Annotated in this window: 13 protein-coding genes; 7 read left to right on the top strand and 6 right to left on the bottom strand. The window is 67.4% G+C overall.

Annotated elements, in window-relative coordinates; genetic code table 11:
* Positions 1-14 precede the first annotated feature (14 nt).
* The 5 genes from BM282_RS09215 to nasA all read right to left on the bottom strand — a co-directional run bounded on the left by BM282_RS09215 (position 15) and on the right by nasA (position 6,706).
* A complete protein-coding gene (locus BM282_RS09215) occupies positions 15-632 on the bottom strand; it encodes a hypothetical protein (protein WP_089879773.1) in 618 nt (205 codons plus the stop codon).
* A gap of 72 nt (positions 633-704) precedes the next feature.
* The gene (locus BM282_RS18505; RefSeq protein ID WP_175501463.1) at positions 705-881 is read right to left on the bottom strand and encodes a hypothetical protein; all 177 of its coding nucleotides are present in this window, start codon (positions 879-881) and stop codon (positions 705-707) included.
* 377 nt (positions 882-1,258) lie between these two features.
* A complete protein-coding gene (locus BM282_RS09210) occupies positions 1,259-2,392 on the bottom strand; it encodes a thiolase family protein (protein WP_089879771.1) in 1,134 nt (377 codons plus the stop codon).
* 166 nt (positions 2,393-2,558) lie between these two features.
* Positions 2,559-4,319 carry a nitrite/sulfite reductase gene (locus BM282_RS09205; RefSeq protein WP_089879767.1) on the bottom strand — a complete coding sequence of 587 codons (1,761 nt, stop codon included), beginning with the start codon at positions 4,317-4,319 and terminating at the stop codon, positions 2,559-2,561.
* Between the two features lie 248 nt (positions 4,320-4,567).
* A complete protein-coding gene (gene nasA / locus BM282_RS09200) occupies positions 4,568-6,706 on the bottom strand; it encodes an assimilatory nitrate reductase NasA (protein ID WP_089881086.1) in 2,139 nt (712 codons plus the stop codon).
* A gap of 286 nt (positions 6,707-6,992) precedes the next feature.
* Here nasA and BM282_RS09195 point away from each other — a divergent pair, with 286 nt between their 5' ends.
* The 6 genes from BM282_RS09195 (at position 6,993) to BM282_RS09170 (ending at position 12,233) form a co-directional block, all read left to right on the top strand.
* Positions 6,993-8,381, top strand: a complete 1,389-nt coding sequence (locus tag BM282_RS09195) for an ATP-binding protein (protein WP_089879764.1) — start codon at positions 6,993-6,995, stop codon at positions 8,379-8,381.
* A 55-nt stretch (positions 8,382-8,436) separates the two neighbouring features.
* Positions 8,437-8,943 (top strand): hypothetical protein, encoded by a 507-nt coding sequence (locus BM282_RS09190; protein WP_089879761.1) that lies wholly within the window; start codon positions 8,437-8,439, stop codon positions 8,941-8,943.
* A gap of 90 nt (positions 8,944-9,033) precedes the next feature.
* Entirely contained in the window at positions 9,034-9,960 is a 927-nt protein-coding gene (locus BM282_RS09185; protein WP_089879758.1) for a DMT family transporter, read from the top strand.
* 490 nt (positions 9,961-10,450) lie between these two features.
* Entirely contained in the window at positions 10,451-11,002 is a 552-nt protein-coding gene (locus BM282_RS09180) for a hypothetical protein (RefSeq protein WP_139229706.1), read from the top strand.
* A 108-nt stretch (positions 11,003-11,110) separates the two neighbouring features.
* Complete coding sequence (locus tag BM282_RS09175) at positions 11,111-11,935, top strand: MBL fold metallo-hydrolase (RefSeq protein ID WP_089879752.1); 825 nt, start codon at positions 11,111-11,113, stop codon at positions 11,933-11,935.
* A 73-nt stretch (positions 11,936-12,008) separates the two neighbouring features.
* On the top strand, positions 12,009-12,233 hold the full coding sequence (locus BM282_RS09170) for a hypothetical protein (protein ID WP_089879749.1): 225 nt from the start codon (positions 12,009-12,011) through the stop codon (positions 12,231-12,233).
* 9 nt (positions 12,234-12,242) lie between these two features.
* Here BM282_RS09170 and BM282_RS09165 read toward each other — a convergent pair whose 3' ends face one another.
* Positions 12,243-13,226 carry a DUF5787 family protein gene (locus tag BM282_RS09165; protein WP_089879746.1) on the bottom strand — a complete coding sequence of 328 codons (984 nt, stop codon included), beginning with the start codon at positions 13,224-13,226 and terminating at the stop codon, positions 12,243-12,245.
* Between the two features lie 107 nt (positions 13,227-13,333).
* On the opposite strand from BM282_RS09165, the gene BM282_RS09160 reads away from it, so the two are divergent.
* Entirely contained in the window at positions 13,334-14,242 is a 909-nt protein-coding gene (locus tag BM282_RS09160; protein WP_245758332.1) for a DUF6517 family protein, read from the top strand.
* Positions 14,243-14,309: the final 67 nt, after the last annotated feature.

Raw genomic sequence — 14,309 nt, 5'->3', positions numbered from 1 at the left:
TCCGAACCCGAGCGTCAGTCGTCCGAACCGGACCGGGCCGCCGCCGCACCGGCGGCGCCGACGCCGAGCAGTCCCGCGAGGACGCCGAACCCGGGAATCTCCGAGGACGACCCGGAACTCCCGCCGGTGCCGTCGCTCTGCCCCGGCGTCTCGATGCTGCTGCTCCCGACTTCCTCTAACTGGAGCGTTACGTACCCGCCGGAGCACTGCGACTGCTCGTTGACGACGAACAGTTTACCGGGTTGGACGTTCGTCCCCGTGGTGACGGCGAACATCGTTATCTCCTCGGACCGGTGGTCGTCGTTGTACGTGTCGATCATCTCGGCGTCGTAGCCCGTGATGTCCGCGTCGCTTCCCACGAACTCACAGCTTCCGACGCCCTGTTTCGAGGCCTCTCGGTCGTAGCCCGACACCTGCACGAACTGCCCGACGTAGTCGTCTCGACCGAACTTCGGGGCCGTGTTCTGGACGGCGACCGGCGTGTCTTTGTTCTCGGTCGAGTCCGACTGTGCGGCCGCCCCGCCGACGAACGCGGGTGTCACCGCCGCGGTGCCGACCGCGGCGGTCGCGGACAGCAGACGGCGTCGACTGAGCGTCTTTCCCTCCGTCGTCTCCCGTGGACGATTAGACATATTCGTTCACATCATTGTTCGGGCGAATAAAAAGGGTCGTGGCCGGTGGTGCCGAACCCGGTCCGAGGAGACTCACTCCTCGGAAGTGTCCAACCCGCGCGCGTTCAGTTCCCGGTCGATGAACGCTCCGACGACCACGAACAGGAACACGACAGCGACCGTCGTCGTTCCGAGTCCGACGAGCAGGACGTTAACGAGCGCCGTCCCTTCTTGCCCGCCGAGCCGGTCCGTCCAGACGACCCAACTCACCCAGAGCGCCCCCAGCGAAACGAGGAGGACGCCGATGGCGCCGACGCCACCGAATTTGACGGCACGGTCGAGGTTCGTACCGTACGCCCTCGCCGCCCGCGGAATACGCCTTCGAGTGACGAGCGGTATTCAGTACGGCTCAGAAGAACAGTCGTCCGCGGGGATTCGAGAACACCGCACCCCCGAAATTCGGCGCAGACTACCGACTGAACTCGATGGCCGCTCCCTGCCACCTTTTACTTCGCTCGCTCGCAAAAGCTGGACCAAAACGCCGAAATTCGGCGCAGACTACCGACTGAACTCGATAGCCGCTCCCTGCCACCTTTTACTTCGCTCGCTCGCAAAAGCTGGACCAAAACGCCGAAATTCGGCGCAGACTACCGACTGAACTCGATGGCCGCTCCCTGTCCGAACCCGACGCACAGCGTCGCGAGACCGCGTTCGACGTCGCGCTTTATCATCTCGTGAATCAGCGTCACGGGCAGGCGGGCACCCGAGGCACCGAGGGGGTGCCCGAGAGCGATTGCGCCGCCGTTGACGTTGAAGACGTCCTCGTCGATGCCGAGTTCGTCCATCGCGTAGACGCACTGACTCGCGAACGCCTCGTTGAGTTCGACGAGGTCGTAGTCGTCGACGTCGCGGCCGTTGCGTTCGAGGAGGTTGCGCGTCGCCGGGACGGGACCGATTCCCATCACCGTCGGGTCGACGCCCGCGACGGCGTTCGTTCCGACTTCCGCGAGGACGTCGAGGCCGTTCTCCTCGGCGAACTCCCGCGAAGTGACGAGGACGGCGGCCGCGCCGTCGGTCAGTTGCGAGGAGTTCCCGGCGGTGACCGTCCCGTCGCCGGTGAACGCCGGACTGAGGCCGGCGAGCGTCTCCAGCGACGTGTCTCGGCGGATGCCCTCGTCGTCGGTGACGACGCCGTCGTCCGTCTGGATGGGCACGATTTCGTCGTCGAACCGACCGGAGTCCGCCGCGTCCGCGGCGCGTTGGTGGCTCCGGAGGGCGAACTCGTCTTGGGCCTCGCGGGAGACGTCGTACTCGGAGGCGACTTTCTCGGCGGTCATCCCCATCTGCAGTTGGAAGACGTTGTATCGCTCCGACAGTTCGGGGTGGAGGTGCGTGTAGGAGTCGCCGTCCATCGGCACGCGACTCATGTTCTCGACGCCGCCGGCGACGATGCAGTCGCGGTTACCCGCGGCGACGGCGTCCGACGCGGAGATGATGGCCTGCATGGAGGAGGCGCACCAGCGGTTGATGCTGGTCGCGGGCGTCCCCTCGCCCAACTCGGAGAGGAGGGCGATGACGCGGGCGACGTTGTTGTCCTGTTCGCCGCGTTGCTGGGCGACGCCCCACATCAGGTCGTCGACGGCGTCGGCGTCGACACCGGTCTCGTCCAGGATGTGGTCGATGAGCGCGACGGACAGGTCTTCGCTGCGAGTGTCCTCGAAGACGCCGCCCGCCTTCCCGAACGGCGTCCGGTACGCGGCCGCGATAACTGGTTGAGGCATAGTCGTAACTGGGGTTTCCGTACTGATAAATGGGGCAGAACTCTCGGGAGTGCGCACGGAGTTTCACGCACGCGGAGTTTCCCGACACCGTCGTCACCGGCGGCGAGACCGGTCGTCGGTCGGTCGTCCACTCCCCGACAGTTCTCTTCGTCGGGAGCGAGTCGCCTCAGTCGTCCGCCGTCCCCGACGCGCTCTGTGGCTCCTCGTCCGCCTCGGCGAACGGGTACCACGACTGCTTCGCGTCGTCCATGTACGGGTCCTCGTAGTCCGTCTCTTCTGGTTCGACGAGTTCGACTAGCGGTTCGGTGCCGAACTCGCCGACCCACTCGCGGAACGACTGTCCCGCCTCGCGGTGGGCGGCGAACGTCTGTACGAGGTTCCGAATCGCGCCGGGCACCTCGTCGACGGGGACGCGTTGGCGAACCCACTCCACGAACGACGGCTCCTCGCCGACGCCGCCGCCGACGCCGATATCCATCGCCTCGACCATCTCGCCGTCCTTGCGTGCGCGCATCCCGAACAGGCCGATGTCGGCGGTGTTGGCGTGCCCGCAGTCGGCCGTGCACCCCGAGTAGTGGACGTGGAGGTGTTCGACGTCGTCGGGGAGTTCGACGTTCGCCTGAAGCCAGCGGAGCATCCGGGCCGTGCGCGCCTTCGTCTCGGTCAGCGCGAGCGAACAGAACTCCGTGCCCGTGCAGGCGACGGCACCGCGTTCGAAGGGGTTCGGTTCGGCCGGGTACCGCGAGACGAGCGATTCGGCGAGGAAGTCGTCCACGCGCGACTCGGGGACGTCCATCACGAGGGGGTTCTGCCGCCGCGTGAGGCGGACCTCGCCGGAGCCGTACTCGTCGGCCAAGTCGGCGAGTTCGAGGGCGTCTTCGGCCGAGATGCGGCCAACGGGGACGCTGAGGCCGACGTAGTGCCGACCGTCGTACTGCTCGAAGACGCCGACGTGGTCCGCGCGGCCGTCGGAGGCGTGTCGGCCGGCGTTGTAGGTGTACTCGTCGCGCAGGTCCTCGCCCGCGGTGTGGTAGTCGCCGTCGACGTACTCCGCGAGGAGCGTCTCGCGAATCTTCTCGGTGCCCCAGTCGTCGACGAAAAAGCGCGTGCGGTTCTTCGAGCGCACCTGCCTGTCGCCGTGGTCGTGGTAGAGTTCGACGAAGCCGCGGACCACCTCGTACGCCTCCTCGGGACGGACGAACAGGTCGAGGGGGCGAGCGGTGCGCGGTTCGCGACTGCCGAGTCCGCCGCCGACGCGGACGTTGAACCCGTGGACCGTCTCTCCGTCGAGGCGCTTCATCCCCGGTTCGAGGCCGATGTCGTTGATGGCGTCCTGCGCACAGCCCTCCGGACAGCCCGACGCGCTGATGTTGAACTTCCGGGGCATGTTGCGGAGTGCGTCGTCGTCGCGAATCTCGTCTTGGAACCGGTCTAAGAGCGGTTGCGCGTCGACGAGTTCGCGCTTGTCCTTCCCGGCGACGGGACAGCCGGTGATGTTGCGCATCGTGTCGCCGCCCGCAGAGCGCGTCGTGACGCCCGCGGCTTCGAGATGGTCCCAGACGGCGGGCACGTCCTCCAGTCGAATCCAGTGCAGTTGGACCGACTGTCTGGTGGTCAAATCCAGCCACGCGTCGCCGAACTCGGGGTTCGAGACGGGACCGGTGGCGTAGTCGCGCGCCACCTCGGCGATGGCCCGCAACTGCCCGGGTTCGAGGCGACCGTTGGCGTTGGTCAACCGCATCATGAAGTAGCCCTCCTGCCCCGAGCGCTGGTGGAACACGCCCCAGAACTTGAAGCGCGTGAACCACTCGTCGCGTTCGTCCTCGGGGATGGCCTCGTAGCCGCCCGCCTCGGCGAACTCGACGAGGTGTTCTCTGACGGCGTCGCCGTAGCACTCCTCCTTGTACGTCTCCTTCTGGTTAGCCACGGTCGACCACCGACCTTCCGCCGTCCGAACGAACTGATAACGCGTTCATGTCTGTGTGGAACGCTGTGACACCGACCCTCATAGTAGTTCGCGTTCCAAAAGTGGAAAAACAGGGCTAAGAATAGGAATTAGACAAATATATTAGTGTATTATAGGATATAAGGTTGTACTTTGGGATGTTCTTCCCCCAGCAATGGTAAATTCTAAAGTCTGAATGTTGTGTACGTTCGTGAAGGATAGCCGAAACGTCAGTCGGTCGGTTCGGCGACGGCGCGCGAGTCGCGCCGCCGTTCGTCGGGGTGTCTGAGGCGGACGGCGCACTGTTTGACGTTCGCCTCCTTCGAGTGCGGGTCCACGGCGTCGACGGTCAATCGGTTGGTCTCCGGGTGGTGAACCGAACACCAGAGCAGACCGGTCGGAACCGTCTCGTCGACGTCGACGACGGCCGGGACGGTTCCCCGACGCGAGTCGAGGAGCGTCCGCGTCGCGCCGTCCTCGCCGCCGCCTTCGGTACCGTCGTCGCCGCTACCGGCCCGCCAGTCGCCGCCGGCGAGGGCATCGGCGTGCGCGTCGAGCGTCGACGGCGACGCCCTGACCGTGAGCGGTCCGGGGTCGCCACCGCGCGACCGAACACCCGTGTTGTAGCCGTCCGCCTCCCGACCCGTCGTGAGGACGAGTCCGTAGATGTCGTCGGCCGTCTCCGGGAGCGAAGGCGTCTCGAACGCCGGGACGGAGACGCGCGCCATCCCGGAGGGCGTCTCGAACGACCACGACCCATCGTCGTTCCAGTACCGGTAGGCTGTGCTGTCGGTCGGTCCCTGCGCGGGCCAGCGAACCGCGTACTCGGCGTCGAGTCGGTCGTACGTGATTCCCGCGCAGTCCGCCTTCGTCCCGACGGTCAGACGGCGGAACTCGTCGAATACGACCGCGGGGTCGACCCGCGGCGACGGGAGGAGTCCGGGACGGACGCGCCGGGCGACGTCGGCGACGATGTCCAGGTCCGTGTGCACGCCCGTCGGCGGGTCCGTGGCCGCGCGGACGCGAGAGACGGTCCGTTCCATGTTCATCGCCGTCCCTTCCGTCTCGCCCCACGTCGCCGCCGGGAGGACCACGTCGGCGTACTCGACCGTCTCGGTTCGGAAGGCGTCCTGCACGACGAGGAACGTCTCGTCGAGCGTCTCGCGAACGCTCTCGGCGTTCGGGTAGCCCGCGGCGGGGTTGGTCGCCACCGTCCACAGCACCGTCGGGTCCGCGTCCAAGAGACCGACCGGCCCCGGCCCGGGGTCGTCCGGCAGTCGGTCGACCGGGACGTCCCACGCCTCGGCGACGCGTTCGCGCGCCTCGGGGTCGTCGAACGGGCGGTGACCGGGCCAGGTCCCCTTCGAGGAGCAGACGCGCGTGCCCATCGAGTTGGCCTGCCCGGTCAAGGAGAACGGGCCGGACCCGGGGCCGAGGTTCCCGGAGGCGAGACAGAGGTCCACGAGCGCGCCCGCCGTCGCGCTTCCGCGGACGCTCTGGTTGACGCCCATGCCCCAGTAGAGGAGCGTCTTCGACTCGAACGCGGCCGCCAGCGTCTCCACGTCGTCGACGGAGACACCCGCGGCGTCGGCGGCGTCCGCGACGGTGGGGAGCGACCGACGGAGCGAGTCGAACCCGGCGACGTGGTCCGCGAGGAACGCCTCGTCCAGTCGGTCGGTGTCGACGAGGCGGCGGAGCACCGCCCGTGCGAGGGCGAGGTCACCGCCCGGGGCCGGCGCGACGTGGTCGTCGGCCAACGCCACCGACTTCGTCTCGACGGGGTCGACGACGACGAGTTCGCCGTCCTGCGCGCTGTCGGTTATCCACCGGAACAACACCGGGTGCGCGACGGCGGGGTTCGCCCCCCAGACGACGTGCGACTCCGCCTCGGGCACGTCGTCGTACGACGGCGGCGGCGCGTCGCTACCGAACGCCCGGTAGTACGCGGTGACGGCGCTCGCCATACAGAGCGTCGTGTTCGCGTCGTACATCCGCGTGCCCAGGCCGCCCCGAGCGAGTTTTCCGAGGGCGTACGCCGCCTCGTTCGTCTGCTGGCCGCTCCCGAGGATGGCCACCTCGTCGGGGTCCGTCTCCACGGCGTCGGAGATGGCTCCGGCCACGAGACACATCGCGTTCTCCCACGTCGTCGGGACGAGTTCGTCCGCCCTCCGAACCAGCGGACGGGTCAGCCACTCGCCCTGCGGGTCGGCGGACTCGCGGATGCCCCGGCCGCAGGCCAACCCCTGTGAGACCGGATGTGCCGGGTCGCCGGTGACCCGTTCGATTCCGGTCCCCGATTCGACCTCTCGGTGGACGTGCCCGCATCCGACCGCACAGCGCATGCACGTCGTCGATACCTGTCTAGCCATCGTCGCCACCCCGACATCTCAGAACTGACGAGTCACCAACTATCTGGCGCATCATCCGAACACTCGAAACGATATTCACAGGTTTCGTGGACGTTCCTCGCCTATAGGCCTACTCGTGGTACACGTAAGACCACATCAGTAGAGTAGGGAGGTGTTGTAACACCGGGGTGGTGTATTGATTGTTTAATGGCGTTCGCGGCGACTCGAACGACGTCGCAGTCGTCGGAGTCGCCGCAGTCGTCGGGCTTCGACGGTCTTATGCCCTCCCGACGGCAACGTTGTGGGGATGAGTGACCCGGCTCTCGAGGTGGTCGAGTTCCTCCTCACGGCCACTCTCTACACCGAGAACCGTGAGTTAGACGAGAACGACCTCCCGCCGCGGTACCGCCGCGTCTTTTGGACGGACTCGGACGAGGACGAGAACGAGGACGACGAGACAACCCCCATCGGCATCGAACGCCCCCTGGTCGTGACCGACAGCGTCGCGCGGAAGGCGACGGGCGTCGAGCGACCGTGGGAAGCCATCTCCGACCTTCTCTTCACCCAGCGCGAAGACTTCTCGGGACGCATCTCGCTGACGCAACCCGACATGGCCATCGACTGGTACCTCGACCGAGCGGACGACGACCGGTTGGAGACGAATCCGACCATCGCCGCCGCCGTCGAGGACAGAGAAGACGTGAGCGTGACCCACGAGAAAGCACGCGAACAGACCCGGTCGATTCAGGCCGACCGCGTCTGGATAGACAGCCTCCTCGACCAGTACTTCGACGAGGAAGAAGACGCCGAGATGCTCGACCTCGTTCAGGTCCGCGCGCCAGAGGAGATAGAGATGACGCTCGAAGACCTCGTGCTGACGCAGGACCAAGAGGGCGAGATTCACAAGCTGATGAAGGCCATCGAACACCGCGAGTACCTCGCGGGCATCGGCCTCCGCGAGATAGGGAAGATTCTGTTCGTCGGCCCGCCGGGGACCGGGAAGACCACCGTCTCCCGCGCTCTCGCACACGAACTCGGCCTCCCGTTCGTCGAGGTGAAACTCTCGATGATAACCAGCCAGTACCTCGGCGAGACGGCCAAGAACGTCGAGAAGACGTTCGAGGTCGCAAAACGTCTCTCTCCCTGCATCCTCTTCATCGACGAGTTCGACTCCGTGGCGAAGACGCGCCGGTCGGACGAACACGCCGCGCTCAAACGCGCCGTCAACACCCTGCTGAAGAGCATCGACGACATCTCGCTCATCCGCGACGAGGTCATCCTCATCGGGGCGACGAATCACCCCGACCAACTCGACTCGGCGGCGTGGCGACGCTTCGACGAAATCGTCAACTTCCCCAAACCGGACCGGCAGATGCGCTCGGACATCCTCCGTATCATCACGAAACGGATGGACGTCGCGGAGTTCGACCCCGACGCCGTCGCCGACCGCACGGAAGGCCTCACCGGGTCGGACCTCCGGATGGTGCTCCGCGAGGCGGTGTTAGAAGCGCTCACCGAAGAACGGATGTCGCTCACGCAGGAGGACATCTTAGACGCCGTCGAGGACTTCGAGGAGCGGGACAACCTGAAGAACATGGACATGATGTCCGACGGAGAGCAGTTGGTCGCGGGCGACGGCGGCGAGAGCGGCGACGAGGACCACTCGCACGACCACGACCACTCGCACGACGACTGAGCCGGACGGCCCTTTTTCGACAAAGTACTTACCAGTCCGCGGATGACTGCGGACGATGCCCTCCACGAGACGTGCGTTTCTCGCGAGCGTCGGTGGCCTCGGGACGACGCTGCTCGGCGGGTGCGCTGCCCGGCGCGTGACGGCCGGACCGAAGCACGCAGAGTACGGGACGGCGACTCCTGCTCCGACACGAGGGACGGCAGAGCACCTCACGGTGACGCGGTCCGTCGAGTCGTCCGAGCTGACCGACGGAGAGTGCGTCGACGTCGCGGCGAACGCGGTCGGGGAACGCGTCGAACGGGGTGCGCGGGTGCAGAGCGTTCGCGACTCGGCGGCCCTCGATGCGGTCACGGAACCCGCAGTCCTCGTCGGCATCGAGACGTACTACGGCCGACACGGCGCGTACCAACGCGGGCCGTCCGCCGACTTCGACGGCGTCGTCGAAGGCGCGCCCGCCACAGTGGACGTAACGCTCCGGCACGAGAACGACGGCGGAACGGTGCAGAAGCACGAGTGTACCTTTCCGGTGGTCGTTCGTCACGTCGGCGTCTACGACACATGAGCGAACGGCTGGCGTTCGTTCGCATGCGGTACGACAGACGGAACCGCCGCAATCGCGACTCCTTTCCGTTCGACCACCCCGTACTGAAACGTGAACCGTCGTCTCGCGACCGTCGGTACGTTCGCCCTCCTCGCCACGCTCTGGGGACTCTCGTTTCTCGCCATCTCCGTCGGCCTGGAGACGCTCGACCCGGTGCTGTTCGCGGCGTTCCGCTACGACACCGGCGCGGCGTTCCTCCTCGCGTTCGCCCTCCTCAGCGGTGCCTCGTGGCGGCCGACCGGTCGGTCTAACCTCGCGGCCATCCTCGCGGGCGGCGTCTTCCTCGTCGGGATGAACGCCTTCCTGTTCGTCGGCCAGCAGACGGTCCCCAGCGGTGTCGCCGCCATCATGCAGAGTCTCGTCCCCATCGCCACCTCGCTGTGGGCGCTGGTGCTCCTCCCCGAAGAACGCGTCTCGCCCGTCGGAGCGGTCGGTATCGCCCTCGGCTTCCTCGGCGTCGTCCTCATCGTCCGACCGGACCCGGCGAACCTGCTGGCGGACCGCCTCGTCGGCCGTCTCGTCATCCTCCTGCAGGTGTCCGGCGTCGCGTTGGGCGGCGTCCTCGTCCAACGGGCGCGGCCGACGCTCGACAAGGCGGCGCTCTCGGGGTGGTCGATGCTCGTCGGCGGGGTCATCCTGCACGTCGCCAGCGCGGTACTCGGCGAACCGTTCGCGCTCCCGGCGACGGTGCGGACGGGCGCGGCAGTCGCGTACCTCGGCGTCTTCGCCACCGCCCTGGCCTTCTTCATCTACTTTCACCTGCTGGAGACGCAGGGGGCGTTGGAGACGTCGCTCGTCGCCTACCTCGTCCCCGTCGTCGCCACCGTCGTCGGCGTCACCGTCTTGGACGAGACGCTGACGCTCTCGACGCTCGCGGGGTTCGTCGTCGTTTTCGCCGGGTTTCTCGTCCTCAAGCGACGCGCCATCGCCGACCTGGTGAGCGAAGCGACGGAGACGGCGGAAACGGCGGGCGATTGACCGGTCCGGCGGGCGGACGAGACGACGCCGCGAGGAGACGCCGTTCCGGTCGTCGTCGTCCGTCGTCCGTCGTCCGCCGTCGCCCGTCGTTGTCCGTCGTCCGCCGTCGCCCGTCGTTGTCCGTCGTCCGCGTCCACGGCGCGTAGACGCGTCTACCGACCCCGCATCTGTCGAACGCGGCCGCCGCACGGTCGAATCAGGTCACCCGGGTCGACTCGCCGACGAACTGTCTTCGAGCCGAGAAATCGGGGCGCTGTGGCCCGTGCGGCATAAACTACGGACCTACTCCGTTGACGCCCTCGTGCGTGCGCCCCGTAGGTCCGTTGCTCATCCGCGCGCCGAGTCTACCTAGTATCGTGCGGTCGCCCCACAGTGAAGCCGAGATCAGTACCGGTAGCAGACCTACCATGTTTGATACGGCGAACGCGGTCGGACGCCGACCGAGTCGTGGCCGTACGGGTACAGAAGGTGAAAGAACATGTGGAAGCAGATGAGATCCGCGCTGGTCGTCCTCGTGGTGCTATCCGTCGCGATAGCCGGGGCGACCGGAACAGCGGTGGCAGCCTCCGACATCGAAATCTCGGGCGACGGGTTCGAGTTCGAGACGGACCGCGACGACGACGTGGAGATCGACGTCGACGACGGCCGGGTCGAGATCGAGGCCAACGGCTTCGAGTTCGAGTCCGACGACGACGACGTCGAAGTCGAGTTCCGCGACGGCAACATCGAGATCGAGTCCCGTAACTTCGAGTTCGAGACCGACGAGGACGACGACGTCGAAGTCGAGTTCCGCGACGGCCGCGTCGAGATAGAGGCCGACGGCTTCGAGGTCGACATCGAGGACGCCGACGACGTCGAAATCGAGTTCAAGGACGGCCGATTCGAGGCCGAGTCCGACGACTTCGACATCGACGTGGACGACGCCGACGACATCGACTTGGAGTACGACGGCGACGAACTCGACATCGAGATAGACGGCGACGGCGACGTCGACATCGAGGTCAAGTCCGGGACGAAAGTCAAGATCGAGATCAAGCGCTGACGGAGCGTACAGACCGAGAACACCCATTTTGCGGCAGCGGCGCGGTCGGGACGGTGCGCCTTCGCCTTCGACTACGCTTAAGGACCGTCCGTCCCCTACTCGGTGACGATGCGCGTCACGCTTCTCGGAACGGGAGACACCACGGGGACGCCGACGGTCGGGTGCGACTGCGACACCTGTCGCGAGGCGCGCGCCCGCGGCGTCGAACGATCACGCTTCTCGGTCCACGTCGAGAACGAGCGTACCGGCGAGTGCCTCCTCGTGGACTTCAGCCCCGACTTCCGCCAGCAGTTCCTGACGCACGACGTCCCCCTTCCGGACGCGGGTATCGTCAGCCACGTCCACTTCGACCACGTCGACGGGTTGGGCAACGCCTACCGCGTCTTCGACGACCTGCCGGTTCACGCGGCGAACGAGACGGACCCGAAGACGGGCGAGAGCGTCGCCGAGACCATCGCCTCGAAGTACGACTACCTCGACCGTATCTCGGTCCACGCGCACGCGCCGTTCGAGACGTTCCGCACCTGCGGACTGGACGTGACGCTCGTTCCGGTCGACCACCCGCCACTCGTCTGCTACGGTCTCGCCATCGAAGACCCCGAGACGGGCGCGAAGCTCTCGCTGTCTGGCGACACGACCTACGACGTCTCCGACCGGTCCAGAGGCGTCCTCGCGGACCCCGACCTCTTTCTCGTCGACGGCATCGTCCCGGCGTCGCTCTGCGAACACCACCCGGCCGGCGGGACCCACCACGACGCCGAGGGCGTGCCGCGGACGTTCGGGACGAAGCACATGACCCGCGAGGGTGCGCTCTCTCTGGCCGACGACCTGAGAGCGAGAGAGACGCGCGTCGTCCACACCGCCCACTTCTACCCGGTCGACGAGGCGTTCGAGGAACCGCTGGCGGTCGACGGCGAGGCGTACGACCTCTGACCGAGAGACGTACGACCGCTGACAGCGATACCCGACCCCGGGAGTCTTGCCGCGGGCCTGCGCACGGAGTCGTATGCGCGACACACCTCCCGGCCTCCGCTACGCCGTTCCGAGCGCCGTCGCCGGCGGCGTCGTCTACGCCGTCGTCTCCGTGGTCGTCACCGGCGAACTCGACTTCGCCGGCGGCGCGGTGTTCATGCTCGTCTTCGGGTTCGTCGTCACCGTCGGCCTGGTGTACGCCGACCGGAGCGACCGCAAGCGCGACGAGGCGGCGGCGAACGAAGACGATGACCGGTGACGCCGGACGTCACGAGAAGCGGTCCAGGCCGGTCTGTCGGCGCGCGACGCCCGCGGGGTCGGCGACCCACGGCGTTCGCTCGTCGCGAAGCGCGTCGGTGTCCACCGCGGGCGCGTCGCCCGCCTCGAACGCGCCGCAGTCGCCGCCGCAGTCGCGCGCGGGGTCCACGACGCAGTCGAACGCCGCGCAGTACGGCCGCCCGTCGTCGGTCGCTCTCGCGTTCGCGCACGCCGGGAACGCGTACGTCCGCCAGCCCTTGCCGTAGGTTCGTTCGGCCAGTCGGCGGCGCGCGCGGCGCTTTTCGGCCGCGGAGACGACGGCCACGTCCGTCCGCAGGGCGCGTTCGGCGACGAGTTCGACGCCCGGCGCGTCCACGGGAAGCGGCGCGGGGTCGCGAACGACCCGCCTCTCGCCCGTCTCGGGGTCGAACCGCCAGACGCCGACTTCGGCGGGGATGCGGTTCAGGTGCGCCCGCGTGACGTAGCTCTCCGTGGCGAGAACCACCTCGTCGAACAGTCCGAGCGAGACGTCCGTGCGGAGTTGTCGTTCCAACTCTCCGGGGTCACCCAAGTCTGGCTTGTTCTCGACGCCGACGAGGCGAGCGAACCAGTCGTCGGGGTAACGCGTCGTCTTTCGGACGTACTCTCTGCGCCCGCGCCACTCGGTGGTGAAGAATCCCGCCTCGACCGCTCTGTCGACCACTTCGCGCGCCGTCTCGCGGTGACAGTCGAAGGCGTCGCGCCAGAACGTCGCCTCGCCGACGCCCGCGTCGCTCTCGACGGCGCGCGGGGGAATCGTTCGGTCCGTGATGCGCGCCCGGCGGTCGAACGCGGGTCCCGGGACGACGCCGCACACGTCGATTATCCGGCGACCGGGGGCGTCGACGGCCGCGCCGAGTTGGCGGCCGAGCACCCAGTCCGTCGTCTGTTCGAGGTGCGAACAGAGCGACACCTCGAAGGCGAACTCCCGCGGTCCGTCGGTGTCGGTGGCCACTGCCCGACAGTGAGACTGGCGGCGGCAAAAGCGACTCGGACTACCTGTCTGAAATCAGGCAATTCACCGAAGATAACTATTTCAGTGAGTAGGAAGGAGTGGCGGCTATGGATGGGGAAGACAGACCGGAGATAGAGCGAGGCGAGAGGACGGAGACGACGGGAAGACGGTGCGAGACGGCCGATGCGGCGAGGAGACGGAGCGAGGCGGACGATACGACGGGCGACGGACACGGTCGGCGCGCGTTTCTCGGCCTCGCGGCCACCGCGGGCGTCGGTGCGCTGGCGGGATGTAGCGGGACGACGGCGACGACGGTGAGCGCCGCGCGACGGCCGCCGAGCGTACCGGAGGACCGCCTCTCTGCGGGCGGGTGGGCGCAACTGGACGACGTGACGCAGGACCCCGCGTTCGAAGAGGAGTTCGGACCGGTGACGGTGACGGCGTCGACGCGGACGTTGCTCTACGAGGACGCCGCCCTGCGCGAAGAGATAGCCGAGAAGACGCTCGGACAGGCGTCCTCGCAGTTCGCGACGTTCTTCGCGACGCGGGTGACGTTCGACCCCGACCTGACGAGTCTGCCCGCGGGCGCGGGCCGACAGCAACTTCTGGACCAGGTGGAGTCGCAGTCCCGCCAGCAGTTCCAGAACCGACTGAAAGACGCCGGCCTCGCGCCGGTCGAACGGGTGAACACGGGGACCTTCGAGGTGGCGTCCGGGACGTCCGCCCGCCTGACGGAGTACGAGGCGACGTTCGCCTTCGAGGGGTTCGGCGTCACCGTCGGCGACGAGGACATCACCGTAGAGGGCGGCGAGATACCCGTCGCCGGCCACCTCGCGGCGTGGATTGCGAACGACTCCGTGCTCGTCTCCGGCGGGGCCTACCCCGCCGCGAACTTCGCGCGGACGATGGAGCAGTCGCCGTCGGCGGCGATAGACCTCACCGTCGACATCGACCTGGGCCTGACGCCGGACGCCTACCGCGAGGAACTGTTCGAACTGATGCGGCACGTCGAGTAACGCCCGCTTCGGGCGGATTCCGCCGCTATTACGTGTCTCGGTGGCACACGTCGCACGTCGCGCGTAG

It is taken from the genome of Halogeometricum limi, from assembly GCF_900115785.1.
In the GTDB taxonomy this organism is placed as follows: domain Archaea; phylum Halobacteriota; class Halobacteria; order Halobacteriales; family Haloferacaceae; genus Halogeometricum; species Halogeometricum limi.
This window is presented reverse-complemented; position numbering and strand designations above follow the sequence as displayed.